The organism is Streptosporangium brasiliense (genome assembly GCF_030811595.1).
Lineage (GTDB): Bacteria > Actinomycetota > Actinomycetes > Streptosporangiales > Streptosporangiaceae > Streptosporangium > Streptosporangium brasiliense.
In genome coordinates this window covers 4,205,747-4,223,480 of the sequence record NZ_JAUSRB010000002.1, presented here as the reverse complement: position 1 = coordinate 4,223,480, position 17,734 = coordinate 4,205,747, and the positions used below count along the sequence as shown (strand labels likewise).

Annotated in this window: 19 protein-coding genes; 13 read left to right on the top strand and 6 right to left on the bottom strand. The window is 69.8% G+C overall.

Annotation, left to right across the window (positions count from 1 at the left end):
* Nucleotides 1-9 precede the first annotated feature (9 nt).
* From J2S55_RS28065 to J2S55_RS28035, 7 genes are all read left to right on the top strand, one after another.
* On the top strand, nt 10-495 hold the full coding sequence (locus J2S55_RS28065; protein ID WP_306866970.1) for a DUF350 domain-containing protein: 486 nt from the start codon (nt 10-12) through the stop codon (nt 493-495).
* 152 nt (nt 496-647) lie between these two features.
* Complete coding sequence (locus J2S55_RS28060; protein WP_306875594.1) at nt 648-1,832, top strand: PucR family transcriptional regulator; 1,185 nt, start codon at nt 648-650, stop codon at nt 1,830-1,832.
* Between the two features lie 116 nt (nt 1,833-1,948).
* Nucleotides 1,949-2,854: an ACP S-malonyltransferase gene (locus J2S55_RS28055; RefSeq protein ID WP_306866968.1), complete on the top strand. Its 906-nt coding sequence runs from the start codon at nt 1,949-1,951 to the stop codon at nt 2,852-2,854.
* A 74-nt stretch (nt 2,855-2,928) separates the two neighbouring features.
* Nucleotides 2,929-3,885 (top strand): beta-ketoacyl-ACP synthase III, encoded by a 957-nt coding sequence (locus J2S55_RS28050; protein WP_306866966.1) that lies wholly within the window; start codon nt 2,929-2,931, stop codon nt 3,883-3,885.
* Nucleotides 3,886-3,997: 112 nt separating this feature from the next.
* Entirely contained in the window at nt 3,998-4,237 is a 240-nt protein-coding gene (locus tag J2S55_RS28045; RefSeq protein ID WP_306866964.1) for an acyl carrier protein, read from the top strand.
* Nucleotides 4,238-4,290: 53 nt separating this feature from the next.
* Entirely contained in the window at nt 4,291-5,523 is a 1,233-nt protein-coding gene (fabF, locus tag J2S55_RS28040) for a beta-ketoacyl-ACP synthase II (protein ID WP_306866962.1), read from the top strand.
* A 33-nt stretch (nt 5,524-5,556) separates the two neighbouring features.
* Nucleotides 5,557-6,978 (top strand): acyl-CoA carboxylase subunit beta, encoded by a 1,422-nt coding sequence (locus J2S55_RS28035; RefSeq protein ID WP_306866959.1) that lies wholly within the window; start codon nt 5,557-5,559, stop codon nt 6,976-6,978.
* 389 nt (nt 6,979-7,367) lie between these two features.
* Here the strand turns inward: J2S55_RS28035 and J2S55_RS28030 are convergent, their stop codons facing one another.
* Complete coding sequence (locus J2S55_RS28030; protein WP_306866956.1) at nt 7,368-7,862, bottom strand: DUF3145 domain-containing protein; 495 nt, start codon at nt 7,860-7,862, stop codon at nt 7,368-7,370.
* A 205-nt stretch (nt 7,863-8,067) separates the two neighbouring features.
* Here J2S55_RS28030 and J2S55_RS28025 point away from each other — a divergent pair, with 205 nt between their 5' ends.
* From J2S55_RS28025 to J2S55_RS28005, 5 genes are all read left to right on the top strand, one after another.
* Complete coding sequence (locus tag J2S55_RS28025; protein WP_306866951.1) at nt 8,068-9,129, top strand: S8 family peptidase; 1,062 nt, start codon at nt 8,068-8,070, stop codon at nt 9,127-9,129.
* Nucleotides 9,130-9,190: 61 nt separating this feature from the next.
* Nucleotides 9,191-9,763 carry an RNA polymerase sigma factor gene (locus tag J2S55_RS28020; RefSeq protein WP_306866950.1) on the top strand — a complete coding sequence of 191 codons (573 nt, stop codon included), beginning with the start codon at nt 9,191-9,193 and terminating at the stop codon, nt 9,761-9,763.
* Nucleotides 9,760-10,224: a hypothetical protein gene (locus J2S55_RS28015; protein ID WP_306866947.1), complete on the top strand. Its 465-nt coding sequence runs from the start codon at nt 9,760-9,762 to the stop codon at nt 10,222-10,224. Before J2S55_RS28020 ends, J2S55_RS28015 begins: the two co-directional genes overlap by 4 nt.
* Nucleotides 10,225-10,923: a tetratricopeptide repeat protein gene (locus J2S55_RS28010; protein ID WP_306866945.1), complete on the top strand. Its 699-nt coding sequence runs from the start codon at nt 10,225-10,227 to the stop codon at nt 10,921-10,923.
* A gap of 74 nt (nt 10,924-10,997) precedes the next feature.
* Nucleotides 10,998-12,728 (top strand): recombinase family protein, encoded by a 1,731-nt coding sequence (locus J2S55_RS28005; protein ID WP_306866942.1) that lies wholly within the window; start codon nt 10,998-11,000, stop codon nt 12,726-12,728.
* A 56-nt stretch (nt 12,729-12,784) separates the two neighbouring features.
* On the opposite strand, the gene J2S55_RS28000 is transcribed toward J2S55_RS28005, so the two are convergent.
* Together J2S55_RS28000 and J2S55_RS27995 are read right to left on the bottom strand one after the other, a co-directional pair.
* Nucleotides 12,785-12,928, bottom strand: a complete 144-nt coding sequence (locus J2S55_RS28000) for a hypothetical protein (RefSeq protein ID WP_306866939.1) — start codon at nt 12,926-12,928, stop codon at nt 12,785-12,787.
* A gap of 292 nt (nt 12,929-13,220) precedes the next feature.
* Nucleotides 13,221-14,819, bottom strand: coding sequence for a replication initiator (locus J2S55_RS27995; RefSeq protein ID WP_306866936.1), 1,599 nt, complete (start codon nt 14,817-14,819; stop codon nt 13,221-13,223).
* Nucleotides 14,820-14,911: 92 nt separating this feature from the next.
* On the opposite strand from J2S55_RS27995, the gene J2S55_RS27990 reads away from it, so the two are divergent.
* Nucleotides 14,912-15,865 carry a GntR family transcriptional regulator gene (locus tag J2S55_RS27990; RefSeq protein WP_306866933.1) on the top strand — a complete coding sequence of 318 codons (954 nt, stop codon included), beginning with the start codon at nt 14,912-14,914 and terminating at the stop codon, nt 15,863-15,865.
* A gap of 659 nt (nt 15,866-16,524) precedes the next feature.
* On the opposite strand, the gene J2S55_RS27985 is transcribed toward J2S55_RS27990, so the two are convergent.
* The 3 genes from J2S55_RS27985 to J2S55_RS27975 are packed head-to-tail and all read right to left on the bottom strand — an operon-like array spanning nt 16,525 to nt 17,476.
* Nucleotides 16,525-16,761: a hypothetical protein gene (locus J2S55_RS27985; RefSeq protein WP_306866930.1), complete on the bottom strand. Its 237-nt coding sequence runs from the start codon at nt 16,759-16,761 to the stop codon at nt 16,525-16,527.
* On the bottom strand, nt 16,758-17,081 hold the full coding sequence (locus tag J2S55_RS27980) for a hypothetical protein (protein WP_306866927.1): 324 nt from the start codon (nt 17,079-17,081) through the stop codon (nt 16,758-16,760). The genes J2S55_RS27985 and J2S55_RS27980 overlap by 4 nt, the downstream gene beginning before the upstream one ends.
* Nucleotides 17,078-17,476 carry a hypothetical protein gene (locus tag J2S55_RS27975; RefSeq protein ID WP_306866925.1) on the bottom strand — a complete coding sequence of 133 codons (399 nt, stop codon included), beginning with the start codon at nt 17,474-17,476 and terminating at the stop codon, nt 17,078-17,080. Before J2S55_RS27975 ends, J2S55_RS27980 begins: the two co-directional genes overlap by 4 nt.
* Nucleotides 17,477-17,734: the final 258 nt, after the last annotated feature.

Below are 17,734 nucleotides of genomic sequence, written 5' to 3'. Positions count from 1 at the left end.
GAGAACCACATGAGTCCCACCCCCCAGCCCAGCCTGCTCCCCGCCCCGATCGGCGCCGAGACCATCTCCCTCGCCGAGACCCTCGGACGCGGCGCGCTCGCCGTCGTCTCCTACGCGGCGCTCGGCGTGATCCTGCTGATCATCGGCTTCTACGTCATCGACATGGCCATCCCCGGCAAGCTCAGCCACCTGATCAAGACCGACCGCAACCCCAACGCCACCCTGCTCACCGGCTCCGGCCTGGCCGCGGTGGGACTGATCGTCGCGGCCTCCATCTGGTCCTCCGGCGGAGCCCTGCACGAAGGGCTGCTGGCGACCGCGGTCTTCGGCCTGGTGGGCATCGCCGTGCAGACGGTGGCGATGGTCGCCTTCGACAAGGTCGCCGGGATCTCGGTCCGCGAGCTGGTCAGCGAGCCCGACCCGCAGCCCGGCGCCCGCCTTCTCGCGGTCACCCACCTGGTCATCGGCCTGATCACCGCCGTCGCCGTCATCTGACCCGCCGTCGGCCGGCGCCCCGCCTGTGCGCGGATCGCACAGGATCGCGGCCCGCGTGCTGTGCGGTCCGACGGCTGGCGCATCTCGTGCGACCTGGCACTCTTAGTGACGTGAGGGAGCGGAGCGAGCGAGGCAGCAGACACGGTGACGTCATGGTCGAGCCCGGCGCGGAGGAGGCCGACCAAGACCGCGTGCGGGAAGACACCACGCGCAGGCTGGAGCGGGCCATGGGCACGCTGGGCACGGCCGCCATGGCGAGGATGGACGACCGGCTGATGTGGTTCCGCGCCCTGTCCGCCGAGGACAGGTCGTGGGTCGGGCTGGTGGCCCAGGCCGGGATCGCCGCGTTCGTGGAGTGGTTCCAGCACGCCGGGGAGGGCCGTCCGACCCCCAGCATCGAGTTCTTCGGCACCGCTCCCCGCGAGCTCAAGCGCTCCATCTCCCTGCAGCAGACCGTGGACATCGTCCGGATCGTGGTCGAGGTGGTCGAGGCGCAGACCGGGGACCTGGCCGCGCCCGGCGGGGAGGACCAGCTCCAGCAGGCGATGCTCCGCTACACCCGTGACGTCGCCTTCGCCGCCGCCCAGGTCTACGCGCGGGAGGCCGAGGCGCGCGGCGCCTGGGACGCGCGCCTGGAGGCGCTGATCGTCGACGCGCTGGTGCGGGGCGAGGTCGACGACGGCCTGCACTCGTGGGCCGCCGCGCTGGGCTGGACCTCCTCCCCCGTGGTCGTGCTGGCCGGGCAGACACCCGACGACGACCCCCAGGCGGTGATCGACGGGCTGCGCGACCGGGGGCGCAGATCCGGCCTGGACATGCTGGCCGGGGTCCAGGGCGACCGGCTGATCGTGATCGTGGGCGGCGCGGACAACGTCGCCACCGCGGCCAGGCACGTGGTGCCGCGCTTCGGTCCGGGACCGGTCGTGATCGGGCCCGAGGTGAACGACCTGCACGCGGCGGCGCGCTCGGCGCGGGCCGCGATCGCCGGCCTGCGGGCCGCCTCCGGGTGGCCGGACGCGCCCCGGCCGGTCCACGCCGAGGACCTGCTGGCCGAGCGGGCGATCGACGGCGACGCCGACGCCAGGGGCCAGCTGATCGAGAACGTCTACCTTCCGCTGGTGGGCACGCCACTGCTCGACACGCTCGCGACCTACCTCGAACAGGGCACGTCCCTGGAGGCCACGGCCCGCCTGCTCTTCGTGCACCCGAACACGGTGCGCTACCGTCTACGGAAGATCACCGAGCTGACCGGATACCAGCCCACGGAGGGCCGCTCCGCATTCACCCTCCAGGTGGGACTCATCCTCGGCCGGCTGTCCGAAATGACTGCGCCCTAGCCTCCTTCTTTAACCTGCATGAAACCACCGCTGTAGGCTTCCTACAAAACTATGTGGATAAAGTTCGTTCGTATCCTTATCCGTGTAGCGGACTCCTACAGGGCAGGCTGGATTTCGTGCTCGTCATCGTCGCTCCGGGCCAAGGCGCCCAGACCCCAGGCTTCCTGGCTCCATGGCTTGAAATACCGGGCGTGGCTGACCGTATGTCCGCCTGGTCCGACCTGGTCGACCTCGACCTGGTCGCCTACGGCACCACCGCCGACGCCGAGGCGATCCGTGACACCGCGGTCGCCCAGCCACTGCTCGTGGCCGCCGGGCTGGCCGTGGCGGAGGTCCTCGGGGCCTCCCCCGCCGTCGTCGCCGGGCACAGCGTCGGGGAGCTGACCGCCGCCGCCCTGGCCGGGGTCCTCACCCCCGAGCAGGCCCTGACCCTGGTCCGCGAGCGCGGCCAGGCCATGGCCAAGGCCGCCGCGGTGACCGAGACGGGCATGGTCGCCGTCCTCGGCGGTGTCGAGGACGACGTGCTCGCGGCCATCGACAGGCACGGCCTCACCCCGGCCAACATCAACGGCGCCGGGCAGATCGTGGCCGGCGGCACGCTGGCACAGCTCGAGGCGTTCAAGGCCGAGCCGCCCGCGCGGGCCCGGCTGATCCCGCTCTCGGTCGCCGGCGCCTTCCACACGGTGCACATGGCCACGGCCGTCGACCGCCTGCGCGAGGCCGCCGCCGGCATCACGCCCGGCGACCCGTCCGCCGTCCTGCTGTCCAACGCGGACGGCGCGGCGGTCACCAGCGGCGCCGAGTTCGTGGAGCGCCTGATCAACCAGGTGGCCAACCCGGTCCGCTGGGACGCCTGCATGGCCACGATGGCCGCCCAGGGCGTCACCGCGATGATCGAGCTGCTCCCCGGCGGCACCCTCACCGGCCTGGCCAAGCGCGCGCTGCGCGGCGTGGCCACGGTCGCCCTGAAGACCCCCGACGACCTGGACGCGGCCCGCGGGGTTCTCAGTGGATCGGCCTGACGCCGGCGCGGTGGGCACGACGGCCTGCGGGGCACAGGCGGCCCACGCAGCTAACGAGAAGTGGTGAGCGACGGATGAAGATCATGAACGGCGCGCCGGGCGCGAAGATCCTGGCCTTCGGCCACTACCAGCCGTCGAAGATCGTCACCAACGACGATCTGTCGGCCACCATGGAGACCAACGACGAGTGGATCCGCAGCCGCGTCGGCATCCAGGAGCGCCGGATCGCCCCCGAGGGCGAGTCCGAGATCGACCTGGCGGTGCAGGCCGGCGGCAAGGCCCTCGCCGCGAGCGGGCTGTCGGCCGCCGACATCGACCTGGTGATCGTCGCCACCTGCACGCTGGAGACGCAGATCCCCAACGCGGCCGGCCGGGTGGCCACCCGGCTCGGCATCGACGCCCCCGGCGCGTTCGACGTGAACACCGCCTGCTCCGGCTTCTGCTACGCGCTGGCCGTCGCCAACGACGCGATCCGCGCGGGCTCGGCCACCAACGTGCTGGTCATCGGCACCGAGAAGCTCTCCCAGTGGATCGACTGGACCGACCGGGCCACCGCGGTGATCTTCGCTGACGGCGCGGGCGCCGCGGTCGTCGGCCCGTCCGACACCCCTCGCATCGGCCCGGTGGTGTGGGGCAGCGCCGGCGACAAGTCCGACGCGATCATCATCAGGGACCGCGACTCCTTCCTGCACCAGGAAGGCCAGACCGTGTTCCGCTGGGCGACCACCGCGCTCCACCCGGTGGCCAAGGAGATCTGCGAGCGTGCCGGGGTGGACCCCGCCGACCTCGCGGCCTTCGTGCCCCACCAGGCCAACCTGCGCATCATCGAGGCCATCGCGCGTAAGATCGGCGCCGACAACGCCGTCATCGCCAAGGACATCGTGCTGGCGGGCAACACCTCCGCGGCCTCGATCCCGCTGGCGCTGTCCCGGATGATCGAGCGCGGCGAGGTCCAGTCGGGCGGGCTCGCCCTGCTGCTGGGCTTCGGCGCCGGCCTGACCTATGCCGGTCAGGTCGTCGAGATCCCTTGAGACCTGTACGGTCCCGCCGTACGGAACTCGTACGGCTCGCCGTACGGAAACAGAACTTGCACGGCTCGCCGTGCAGAACAAGAAGAAACCGAATCCAAGGAGAACACGCGACATGGCTCTGACCGAGCAGGAGATCCTCGCTGGTATCGGCAAGATCATCAACGAGATCACCGGCATCCCGGCCTCCGAGGTCAGCCCGGAGAAGAACTTCGTGGACGACCTCGACATCGACTCGCTGTCCATGGTCGAGATCGCCGTCGCCGCCCAGGACGAGTTCGGCGTCGAGATCCCGGACGAGCAGCTCAAGAACCTCAAGACCGTCAAGGACGTCATCAGCTTCATCCAGAGCTGAGAAATCTTGAACCTTCCCGGATTCGACCCGCGATTCACAAGGAGCGCAAGAACGTGAACACAGACCAGGTACGTGTCGTCGTCACCGGGCTCGGCGCGACGACGCCTCTCGGTGGGGACGCCGCCTCGTCCTGGTCGGCGCTTCTCGCCGGTCAGTCCGGGGTCCGCAACCTCACCGAGGACTGGGTCGACTCGGTCCCGGTGAAGTTCGCCGCCGTGGCCGCCGTGGACCCGACCGAGGTGCTGCCCCGGCCGGAGGCACGGCGGCTTGACCGGGCCGAGCAGTTCGCGCTGGTCGCGGCCCGCGAGGCCTGGGCGCACGCCGCGATCGACAAGGTCGACCCGGAGCGCCTGGGCGTGGTCGTGGGCAGCGGGATCGGCGGTATCACCACGATCCTCGCCGCCTACGACACCTTCAAGGAGAAGGGCTGGCAGCGGCTGTCGCCGTACACCGTCCCGATGCTGATGCCGAACGGCGCGGCGGGCTGGATCGGCATCGAGATCGGCGCCCGTGCCGGCGTGCACGCCACCGTGAGCGCCTGCGCCACCGGCGCGGAGTCGATCGGCTACGCCATCGAGATGATCCGCTCCGGACGCGCCGACGTGGTCGTGGCCGGCGGCACCGAGGCTGCCATCCACCCGCTGAACATCGGCTCCTTCGCCGCCATGCGCGCCATGTCCACCCGCAACGACGAGCCCGAGCTCGCCTCGCGGCCGTGGGACAAGAACCGTGACGGGTTCGTCCTCGGTGAGGGCGCCGGCATCGTCGTGCTGGAGTCGGAGGCGCACGCCCTCGCGCGCGGCGCCAAGATCTACGCCGTCGCCGCCGGTGTCGGCTACTCGGCCGACGCCCACCACATCGCCCAGCCGGAGCCGACCGGCGCCGGGGTCATGCTGGCCATGCGCCGCGCCCTGGAGAACTCCGGTCTCACCGGCCAGGACATCAAGCACGTCAACGCGCACTCCACCTCCACCCCCGCCGGTGACGTGGTGGAGACCATCGCGATCAAGGAGGTCATCGGCAGCCACCCGCTGGTCAGCGGCACCAAGTCGATGACCGGCCATCTGCTCGGCGGTGCCGGCGGCATCGAGTCCGTCTTCACCATCATGGCGCTGCACGAGCGGATCGCGCCCGGCACGATCAATCTCGACGACCTCGACGACGGCGTCGAGGTCGACATCGTGCGCGGCGCGCCGCGCAAGCTGCCCGACGGTCAGATCGCGGCGATCAACAACTCCTTCGGGTTCGGTGGACACGACGTCGCCGTGGCCTTCACCAGCATCTGACAACCTTCACCAGCATCTGACAAGGAGCTAGTGATGACTGTGCTCGACAACAGGGTGGTGACCGACGCCTCCGACAAGGAGGCCACCGATCCCCGTGATCCTCAGGTCCGCCTGGCGGCCCTGTTCGACGAGGGATCGGTCCGGCTGATCACTCCTGTGGACCGCAGCGGCGTTCTCTCCGCGATGGGCCGCGTCGAGGGCGTGCCCGTGGTGGCGTTCGTCAGCGACCCCCGCGTCCAGGGCGGCGCCATGGGCAGCGAGGGCTGCGAGCACATCGTGCACGCCTACGACGTCGCGGTCCGCGAGCGCGTCCCGATCATCGGCGTGTGGCATTCGGGCGGCGCCCGCCTGGCCGAGGGCGTGGAGTCGCTGCACGCGGTCGGCCGCGTGTTCGCGGCGATGACCCGCGCCTCCGGCGTGGTCCCGCAGCTGTCCGTGGTGGTCGGCCCCGCGGCCGGCGGGGCCGCGTACGGCCCGGCGCTGACCGACGTCGTGATCCTGGCCGACGAGGGCCGCATCTTCGTCACCGGTCCCGACGTGGTGCGCAGCGTGACCGGCGAGCAGATCGACATGGCCGCGCTGGGCGGCCCCGAGCCGCACAGCAAGCGCAGCGGCGTCGTGCACATCGTCACCAAGTCGGAGACCGACGCCTACGTCCAGGCCCGGCGCCTGGCGGTGCTCCTGGGCCACCAGGGCCGGGTCCGCACCGAGGTCGAGGAGATCGACTTCTCCGGCCTGCTGCCGGACAACGCCCGCCGCGCCTACGACGTCAAGCCCCTCGTCAAGGGGCTGCTCGACGAACCGGGCGTCGAACTGCACGCCAAGTGGGCGCCCAACATCGTCACCACACTGGGCCGCCTCGGGGGCCGGACCGTCGGTGTGATCGCCAACAACCCCATGCGCCTGGGCGGCTGCCTCGACTCGCTGTCGGCGGAGAAGGCCGCCCGGTTCGTCCGGATGTGCGATGCCTTCGGGGTGCCGCTGGTCGTCCTGGTGGACGTCCCCGGCTACCTCCCCGGCGTGGGCCAGGAGCACGACGGCGTGGTCCGCCGCGGCGCCAAGCTCCTGCACGCCTTCGCCGAGGCCTCCGTGCCGCGGATCACGCTGGTGACCCGCAAGGCGTACGGCGGCGCCTACATCGCGATGAACTCCCGCTCGCTGGGCGCCACCAAGGTCTTCGGCTGGCCGACCACCCAGATCGCGGTCATGGGGGCGGTCGCCGCGGTCCGCATCCTCAAGCGCCGCGAGCTCGCGGCCGCGCCCGAGGAGGAGCGCGCGGCCCTGGAGGCCCGGCTCGCCGAGGAGCACGAGATCGTCGCCGGCGGCCTCGACCGGGCCATCGAGCTCGGCGTGGTGGACGAGGTCGTCAAGCCCGAGGAGACCCGCGGCGCCATCGCCAGGGTGCTGGCCCAGGCCACCCCCGCCCGCGGCGCCCACGGCAACATCCCGCTCTGACCTGATTCGATCCTGATTCGACGGAGCCCCCGCCGGTCCGCACCGGCGGGGGCTCCGTGCGTTGTGGGGCACCACCGTGGGCCCACCACGGCGGCGCGGCGGGTGCGGTGCCGTGTCGTGTCGTGGCCGCCCCTGGCCTCCGCCACAGCCCGTGGCAGTGCCGTGCCGTGTCCTCCACGGCCTCCGCCACAGCCCGTGGGCGGTGCCGTACCCTCCATGACCTCCGCCACAGCCCGTGGCAGTGCCGTGCGACGTCGTTCCCTCGGTGACCTCCGCGGCGGCGCGGACGGGGGACAGAGCAGGCGCCACTCTCGTCCCCGCCCGGGCCGGGTCCGCCCACCTCCCGGCCGGAGGATCCGTCCTCCTTCCGGCCGGAGGCGATCGCCTGGTCAGACCGCGGCGTGCAGCCAGCGGACCGGGGCGCCCTCACCGGCGTAGCGGAACGACTCAAGCTCGGCGTCCCACTGCTTGCCGAGCAGGCGGTCGAGCTCCTCCTCCAGCACCACACGGCCCTGACGCGCGGCCAGCATCGCCGAGCGCAGCCGGTCTTCGGGCACCAGGATGTCGCCCGAGGCCCCGATCACCGCCGTGAAGGCGCCGAGAGACGGGGTGTAGGCGTGACGGGACCCGTCGGCACCCGGCGAGGCGTCCTCGGTGATCTCGAAGCGGATCCGCTGCCAGCCCATCAACGACGAGGTGATGGCCGCCGCGGTCCCCTGACGGGCCTCCCACTCGGCCTGTGCGCGCACGTGGCCGGGCGCGGCGGGCTGCGGAGTCCAGGTCAGGTCTACGGGCACGCCAAGGACACCCGCGACCGCCCATTCGATATGAGGGCACAGCGCAGGCTGAGCTGAGTGGACGTAAAGCACGCCACGAGCAGACACCGGACCTCCCGTTTCGTACGAGGTGCGCCTTCCCCAACGGCCTCGTCCCAGGATGATCACAAGTGACTGAAGGAGAGACTACCGTCGGTTGTGACGTCGCACCAGAGGGGGGTCATACCGAGATGTTGTGCCACGGGCGCCCGGCTCGGGGCATCCTCGGAGAGAAGAAGACCCAGCGACAGGGCGATCACCCCCGGAGGAGCGGATGGACACCGACATCGAGCGGGTGGAGCCCGTGCCCGGGGCGCCCGCGCTGATCAGGCCCGGCCAGCTGCTGACCGACGCCTCGGGGATGGCGGCGGTCTCCCGGTGGACCGCCGCGGCGGCCGAGGCCGACGGGATCTTCCGCATCCGGCTCTCACCCGGCGTGGACGTCTGCGACCTGGTGGCGGCGGTCCGCGACCAGGGGCACCCCGCCTCCCCCAACCACGTCCTGGTCGGCCAGCCGCTCTTCTTCGGCGGCCCGGCCTCCCGCCCCTTCCCGGCCGCCCCGCCCTCCCCGCCCGGCGCGCCCGAGGCGGCCGCGGACGCCGTGACCGTGGCCATACCCGACACCGGCCTGACCGCGCACCCCTGGTGGCAGGAGCAGCCCTGGTTCCTGCGGCAGCGGCGCGAGGCCGCCGAGCCGCCCGACTCCGACGGCGACGGCGAGCTGGACACCCAGGCGGGGCACGGCACCTTCATCGCGGGGCTGGTCCTGCGCTCGGCCCCAGGCGCGTGGCTGCGCCCGCTACGGGTGCTGGACGGGCGCGGCGTCGGGGACGAGGCGGGGCTGCTGCGCGTCCTGGCCCGGCTGAGGACCGAGCCGCCCCAGGTGCTCAACCTCTCCTTCGGCGGCCACACCTTCGACGACCGGCCCTCCCCGCTGGTGGAGGCCGCGCTGGCGGGCCTGACGGGCACCGCCGTGGTCGCCTGCGCCGGCAACACGGCCTCCGACCGGCCGTTCTGGCCCGCGGCGCTGCCCCGGGTGATCGCCGTCGGCGCGCTGGACGCGGCCGAGGAGGCCGCGGCCCCCTTCTCGGCGCACGGCCCCTGGGTGGACGCCTGCGCCCGGGGCGAGTGGCTGACCAGCTCCTTCCTCGATCACGGAGCGTTCCGCGGCTACGCGCGATGGAGCGGGACCTCCTTCGCCGCGGCCGTGGTCAGCGGGGCGATCGCGGCGGCGGCCCGGGACCGGACGCCGCAGGAGGCCGCGGCGCACGTCCTCGATCCCCGGCGAACCCGACAAATCCCCGAACTGGGGGCCGTCGTGCCCACCCCAAGGTAAAGTCTCACCCAAAGTCATCGCACGGACACTCAGAGTGTCCGCCGTGGCCTTGGAGGCGCCGGTGAGTGACCAGCACGCGATCGACGCCGCACTGGCAGGCGACCAGGCGGCATGGGACGCGCTGGTCAACCGGTTCTCGGGGCCGCTGTGGTCGGTCGTGCGCGCCTACGACCTGAGCGCGGCGGATGCGGCCGACGCGGTGCAGGGGGCGTGGCTGCGGCTCGTCGAGAGCCTGCACACCATCCGTGACCCGGACCGGATCGGCCCCTGGCTGTTCACCACGGCCAAGCGCGAGGCCGCCCTCCTGAGCAGGCGGAACCGGGGCGAACGGCTGATCGCCGACCCGGCCGACGCCGAGCACGCCCGCGCCGATCCGGCACTGGCCGAGCATCTCCACCCCGACCCGGCGGTGGCGGTGCTGACCGCCGACGAGGGCCGCAGGCTGTGGCGGGCCGTCGAGGAGATGCACGAGCCCTGCCGCTCACTGTTCCGGCTGATGGCCACCTCGCCCGAGGCGGGCGTCCACCAGCTCGCCGGCCGCCTGGGCATGCCCAGGGGCAGTTACGGCCCCACCCGGGGCCGCTGCCTGAACCGGCTACGCACCATGCTCACCGCCCAGGAGGCGACACCGTGACCCGACATCCCCCCACGATCGACGATGAGTCCCTCATCGCCGCGCTCCGCCTGACGGCCGGCCACGACCCCGTGCCCGCCCACGTCTCCGCCGCCGCCCGCGCGGTCTTCGGCCTGCGGCTGCCCGGCGCCGCCACGGCCCGGCCGGTGCCCACGCCCGCTCCGCTGGGCGTCCGGTCCGCCGACGAGGCGCGGCTGCTCCGGTTCACCGCCGCCGAACTGACGGTCGACCTGGAGGTCACCGCCATGGACGGCCTGGTGGACCTGGCCGGGCAGGTGTCCCCGTGCCCGGAGGCCGGCACCCGGGTGGAGGTGCGCACCCTGCACCTCACCGAGTCGCGTGAGCTCTCCCCGACGGGCCAGTTCGCCGTGACGGGCCTGCCCCCGGGCTGGTTCAGCGTGGTGTGCCATCGGCCGGAGCACTCCCCCGTGGCCACCAGCTGGACCCGGATCCGCCCGTAGGTGACCACCGACGACGCGCTCGCCGCCGCCGAGCAGGCACTGGACCTATCGGGCAGGGCCCCGGAACAGGCCCGGACGCTGGCGCACAGCGTGCTACGCCGTGTGTCGGCCTCCGACCCTCGCGGCGAGGCCGCGGCGGTCGCCCACCGGGCGCTGGCGGTGGCCGCACGCGAGCTGGGTGACCTGCCGCTGGCCGAGGAGCACCTGCGCCAGGCCGTGGACGTCGCGCTCCGCGCGGGGCTGCCGCACCGGGCCGCCCAGGCGCGCCTGTCGCTGGTCCACGTCCGCACCGAGCTCGGCCATCCACAGCAGGCGCTGGCCATCGCCGACTCCGCCGAGCCGCACCTCACCCCGGTCGAGGTGGCCAGGCTCGGCGTCCACCGGGCGGTGGCGCTGAGCCGCCTCGGCCGCTACGCCGAAGCCGTCGGCCACTGCGACCGCGCCCTTGACTCCCTCGGCGGCGACGTCAGGTTCCTGGCCGGGGCGGTGCTGAACCGGGGGCTGGCCCGGGTGTTCCTGGGTGAGTTCGAGGCGGCCGAGGCCGACCTGACCCGGTGCGCGGAGCTCGCGAAGGGCGCGGGCCTGGACCACGTGCTCGCGCTCGCCGAGGGCAACCTGCCGTTCCTGGCCGCGCGGCGCGGCGACCTGCCCGCCGCGTTCACCGCCTACTCCCGCGCGGAGAACAGCCTGTCCGGCTAGCCTATCTATGGGTTATCACATTTCTTTTTCCTAGAATGGGGGGTAAGGCAAAGCGGAGGGAAAGGGTGGTAAAGGTGGCGTCCAAGAGTAAGAAGGCTCCCAGTCGAGCCGAGATCGAGCAGCACGCACGCATCACAGTGATCAAGGAAGCCATGCTCGGCGGCGGCTTCATGTCGATCAACGACATTGCCGGACGATGGAACCCCGAAGGCGATGTATGGACGGCTGACGACCCCTCCGCAGGTAACACTCTGATCCTTGTGCGGATCTCAGACGCCGACGAGGAGGAAGTCAACGGAGTAGCAAGGCAGATCGAGGACACCTGTTCCTTGACCGCCCGTCGCGGCGCGCGAGTCGGCATGATCCTGGTCGAGAACGACACCAGCGCATTCAAGCGCCGCAAGATCAAGCTACCCAACGGAGAGACCCAGCTCCGCACTGTACGCCCGAAGTTCCGACTCGCTCTTAAGCTACTCGGCGAAGGCAGGTTCCGACGGTTCACGACCTACCACCTTGACCGCACCGTACGTGACCCGCGCGATCTAGAAGACCTTATCGACGTGGTCGAGGGTTCCCGCCCGCGAACCATTGTGGATTCGTTCACTGGCAGTCTGCGTCTGGCCAACGATTCCGACATCACCTCTGCCCGCATCCATTGCGCCATCGCCAACCAGGCATCGCGTGACACGGTGCGTCGAGTCTCCCGGGCACGCAAGCAGCAGGCACAAGAGGGACGCTATGGAGGGGGGCGACGCCCCTACGGGTTCGAGTCAGACGGGATCACGCCCCTTACGGAAGAGGCAGAGATCATCAAACGCTGTCACGCCGCCGCACTGGCAGGTGTGCCCCTTCGAGAGATCACGCGTGACCTCAACCGGGAAGGCTTCCTCATGGCCAGCGGGAAGCCGTGGCAGGGATCACGCGTGCGTGACATGCTGCTACGCCCTCGTAATGCTGGGCTCATCGTTCACCGGGCGGGGAATACTGCCCTCCATGAGGAGGAAACCGCCGCTCACGAGGAGAACATTGATGACTCTGTGACGCGGCACTACACGCCGGACGACATAGCGGGCCGTCTGCCCGGAGATCCGATCATCGAGCCCGAGGACTATTGGGCGTTGGTACGTAAGCTGACCGATCCCGACCGACGCGCCAATCATGTGGGCAACACGCCGAGCTTGCTTGGGTCGTGCATCTATCAGTGTGCCTGTGGAAGCACGATGGGCGCGCAGGTCAGGTACCGGAAGCATAAGGACCCCGAGACTGGCGAGATCTTCCAAATCGACGAGTTCAAGGCTTACCGGTGTCGCGAGGCAGGCCCTGGCCATGTCCTGTGTCTCGCCGCAGAGTTAGACGCGCTAGTCACCGCAGCGATCATTGAGCTGATCCGGATCTCCGACCCTTCCGACATCATCGGGCACGCTGCAACTGAAGGGATCGACATCCCCGCCCTACGCGCGGAACTGGCGATGCACCAGCAACGGCTAGAGCAGATCAGCGCGGACCACGACGACGATTTGATCACCCGCTCCCAGATGCTCACCATGACCGCCAAGCGACGCCAGAAGATCGACAAGGTGAAGGCCGTACTCGACCGAGTGAGCGAGGATGTCAATCCCGCCGCGAAACTCTTGGGCATAGACAACATCGAAGCGGCATGGGATGCCCTGACGCTCGGGGAGCAGCGCGAGATATGCCGCCGTATGGTGACCGTGACCGTTCACCCAGTCGGGCGAGGCAGGCGGGTACCCACCCGGGATCGGATCACCATTGACAAGCGCCGCCAGAAGGTCCACACCGCCTGACAACCCACGCCACAATGCCCCGGGCAGTGTCCGGGGCATTGGTCATCTTGTAGGCGTCAACGGTGATTCTTGAAGATCAACGCCAGGTAATCCCGATCTTCATCAGCCAGCGGCCCCATGTTCGCCACCGTGCGCCGCACCCACTCCCGATCTTCATCGGTCAGCCGATCACGAGCTTGTGACCGGACGGTTACCCGCACGGCTGAAGTGTCCCCGATGGCCGCACGGGCGCGCGTGGAGCGCCGACGCCGCTTACCCGCGTGACTCCTGTCCCACCGACCAAGATCATCAATCGGGGACTGGCTCTGCCCCGTCCCGTCTTCGGCCCGCCCACCCGCCCTAGGATCCGTCGTGGCTTGCCCCCGCACTAATGGCACCACTTCACCCTCAGAGTCGGAGCCTTCGGCACTGCCCTTTTCCTGGCGACCCTCACCGCGTAGCCGCCGCGCCGTCACGCATCCCAGGCTTTCATCATCCATGCCAGGCAGGGGATCAACGATCATCGCACCCCCCGTCCTGCCAACCGGCCGACTGCTCACCTTCGGTCCGCTTGGCCCGCTCAGCCTCGATAGAGCGCGCCATAGCCACCCGCTGTCTGACGTCTGCGGCCATGATCTCCTCGCCCGGTGTGTAGCCCGACCCGGCGAAGCGCCAATGCCCCAGAACGAGGGTTGTCTCATCACCCAGCGCCGGAAGCCCGTGCCACTCGCGTGCCTGTTGCGCCCGATGCGCTGCCCTGGCTTGGCGCAGATCACCCAGCGTGGTGGAGTAACGGCGTGACTTAGTCGAGAAGTGGCCGCGAAAGCCCAGCATGTGAGCCCATGGCCGCAGCCGCAACGCCGTGAACTCCCTTCGTGCGCCCAGCTCCCAGCAGGTGCGGATCATCCGCCGCGCGTGCTCGGTCACCGGCAGCGCATCCAGGTACAAGCCCGGCTTGAGCCCGGTCCCCCGGCAGCGCCCGCAGGAGGCCGCCATCGACAACCGGCCCCGACCCTTGCACGCCGGACATGACAAACGGTGATCCACCGTCCCCGACGCTTCGGCCCCCTTGGTCGCGTACTTGGCGATGTAGGAGGCCACCGCCCGCTCACTCAGGCCATCCGCCCCCCGATCAAGCAGGATCGGCCGGATATCGAGCTGATCACCCCAGCGCAGTTCCCGCCGACCCATGCCGCTTTCCGGGGAACGCACCATGACGCGGCGCACCGCTGACGGGATGGCCCGCACCAACAGATGATGATCAGCCCAGTCCGGGGGAACATCGGCGCTGCCTTCCGGGCCGTCCAGCCGGATCACGGTGTGAAAGTGCACCAGGCCCCGCCGTTGATACTCGGCGACCTTGGCGAAGGAGACCCGGACCCGCTTGCCGAACTCCGCGCGGCTCATTCCCGCCTCAGATGCCAGGGTGCGCCGCATCTCCAAAGTGAAGCGGTGCCACAGCGCGCCCGCGTGTGCCTGCCATAGCACCGCGCCTGTGTAGTCGTAGCAGTCGGCGCAGATCGGTTGCCCGAGCCGTTCGTCTCCGCTCTCGTGCCGGAAGTGACAGCCGACCGGCCGCCCGTGCTCACACGCCTTGTCTCGGTTGCGGGGACGGCAGGCCCGCACCGTCCCGCTTTTCTCCCGCCGAGTGTGCACCGGTCCGAACGACGGAGCTGTCAGGGTGACGAACGCCCGGGGGTGAGCGCTGACCGTCTCCGGGGTGCCTTTGCCGCCCGACAGGCCCGCCCGGATGAGTTGGAAAGTGTCGGCTTGGTAGACCTTCGAGCAGGACGGGCAGACCGAGGCCCGCCGGTTGCCGCAGGCCACCAGCAGATGCCCGCGCACCTCATCAGTGGTGCGGTAGCCGTGCAATACCTCACCCGTTGCCGCATCGACGATCAGAGACTCCCCGGCCAGATGGATCGGGTGAGCACACCCGCCCGTCGCGGCCACCATGGAGCGCCAGCGGTCATAGCCCGGATCGTTGACCAGACGCATCACGTCGATCATCCATTCCGGGTGGCCCGGTTGGACGGCCCCGCCGCCCGCGCCGGGTGAGTCGTGGTGCTGTTCCTCCTTGCCCATGATCACCATCTCCTCATGCATACTCATGCGGTTAACTTGTCCTACAAGTTGAGCTACGTTGCGACGCCCTGTCAACATGTAGTACAAGAGAAACGTACGAGAGATACGGAGGAGTTCCCATGAACAGCAACGACTACGAACCCGACCTCAACGACCTCGACCTCACCCCCGACGAGCGCGACCGCCTCGCCGACTCCCAGCGCCCCCTCTGGGAAGTCATCGCCGCATCCCTGCGCGCCGATATCTTGGAAGCCCGCTACACCCCCGGCGCACCCCTGCCCAGCGAGACCGCCCTGTCGGCCCGCTACAGCGTTTCGCGCCCCACCGTCCGCGACGCCGTCAAAGCCCTGGTCGGCGAAGGACTCGTCAGCGTGGTACGCGGACGCGGAACCTTCGTCCGCGCCGTCCCCGACCGCTACGCGATCCTGCTAGGCGCATGGCCCCGTCACGACATCGCCAACCCCGACTTCATCCCCACCGCCCGTGAATGGGGATGGACCCAACTCGCCATTCCCAACGCCGATGACGACGAAGGCCAGCGGAGCTACAGCCGAACCGAGTTCGCCACCGCTAACCGCGACATCGCCAACACCCTCGGTCTGCGCACCGGCCATACGGTGTTTCGCCGCTACAGCCGATGGCACCACGCCGCTACCGGCCTAATCATCGGCGTCAGTTCCTACACCGTCCCCGAGATCATGCCCGACCCCACCGCCAAACAGACCCTCGCCCAAACCCTCGCCCCGCTGCCCTTCTACGACGCGATCACCGAAGGACGCGGCCCCACCACGTGGGAGACCACCGTCACCGCCCGCATGCCCTACGCCGACGAACGCGACCTGATGTCCCTATCGGTCGGCAGCCCCATCCTGATCATCCGCCGTATCCTCGCCGACAAAGACGGCCGCCCCCTGGAGATGACCGAGGTCAAGGCCGACGCCGAACGATTCGAGACCGCCTACGCCCAAGAGAAGCCCACCGTTTTCCCCGAGGGCATAGACCCCGACGACTTCGACCCCGACCACGAGCAGCCCGACCCGCAGCCCACCGGCCGCATCCTGCTCTTGGTATGACCGGCATTGGCTCATATTTTCTTTACTGGTTCAAGGCGGCAGCGCTCCGCGCCGCCGCACGGCGCGGCGTGCCCGCCCGCGCCGCGCGGACATCGGGACCGGGCATGCGGCCTGGGGGCCGGTCCCGGCCCGCGCCCGCGCGGCGCGAACGGGCAGACCCCGCCGCCCACCGCACAGGCCGCCCGCCGCAACCAAGCGCCGCGCCGACCGCCAACGCACTGCCGCCAAGGCTGCTTTCGGTCCCCGGCTCAGTTACGAGCACCGGCTCAGCTACGGGCACCGGCTCATCTCATGGCCACCGTCATCTACCTGCCTCAGGCATCCATCTCTCATCCAGGCTGTTTCTTCTCAGCCGGAAGGGCTGCCCGGCCCGGTCCCTCGTCCGCTTGCCGACTCGGCGGGACTGCGCGCGGCGACTCCGTCGCCGTGCTCGCCCACCGGCCGCCCGCGTCCAGCGGTCCCAGCCGAACAGCCCACCTGATGAAGTCATGGCCTATTGGATTCTGACGGCCGCGCAGACCGCCGGCCCAACCGCTACGCGGCCCCTACGGGGTGCCATTCGGCATTGCGCCGGCCGTCTACGCTCCGATGCTCGCTTTCCCCGTAGACCATGGTTGGCCTAACCACACGAGCACCGGAGCAGCAATTCCCCTTATGAGTCAGGAGGGCGCGTGCCGCACCGGGACATGTCGCCAGGCTTGGCTTTCAAGCCGCGTCTCGGCCTCCAGATTGCGCGCCAGCTCCACCAGGGTCGCCCCACAGCGGACATCGGACAGGCCATGCTCGCGCCCCTGCGCCGAGATGGCATTACGCCGCACGGCATACCAGCCGCTCCCGATACTCTCCGAGATCTGCCACGTCCGCTCGTAGAGCTTCCTCAACTCCGCCAAGGTCATGACGGACCCTCGGTGATCGGATTCGACCGGGTAGAGGCCCTGCGCAGCCGGGCGTAATGGAAGGCGATCCGTTGCGCAGCGCGAACGACTTCGGACGCCTGTTGTGAGGCGTAGACGCAGCACCGGCGCTGATCATCCCATCCGGCGTTCCACCAGAACCGCTCACCGTTGGACCACACCACCAGGCCCGCCCAGACCGACACCAGCGCCAGCCCGTAACCGTCGTGAACATCAACGGCGATCTCGTGCTGTGCCAGGGCATCGCGCAGTTTCTCCGCCGCATCCACCGCAGCCGAGCCGTACCCCACAGACGCGCTCATGACCTGCGCTCCACGGCGAGGATGAGATCCACGACCTTCTCTGGATGCTCGCCTCTCACCTTCTGAAGACCGGACTCGTCACGAAGCGCCACCAGATAGCAGCCCGAGCGCGGCCCCACGCTCACCGTCGCATCGCACCAGCCCTGCGAACCGGTCACGACCAGCTCAGGCGAGTACCGCTTCAACCAGGACTGCATGGAAGCCCGATCGGGCCAGGGAGCCTCACCGTCAGAGATGAGGCCGAGAGTGATCTTGTGATGGCATCGAGCGCGGATGCCCCGCTCCCTCAGAAGCCGCTGCACCACAGCCAGCGCTTTGTCCTGTTCCTCTGCCGTAACCTCGTCAACGACAGGCGGGATAGCTATAGCACGCGGGATAGCTCTAGAGTGATCCACGGATCGCACCTCCAGTGTGCGGTCAAGGACCCGTCCAGTGTTCACGCACTGAGGCGGGTCCGCTTTTGTGTGCCCCTGTTACGCTCTGAGGGGTTTGTCGGTTTTTACGAAACCCGAGAAGATTCGCTTTCGACCTGAATGAAACGCTTGTCGGCCTGAATTAGCAGCCCCTCTAGCGCGTCGGAACTGTGCGCGCGCACTTCCTCCTGCGGTCCATTTATCCGTCTAGCGACCCAGTCGCCATGACGCCCAGTTGAG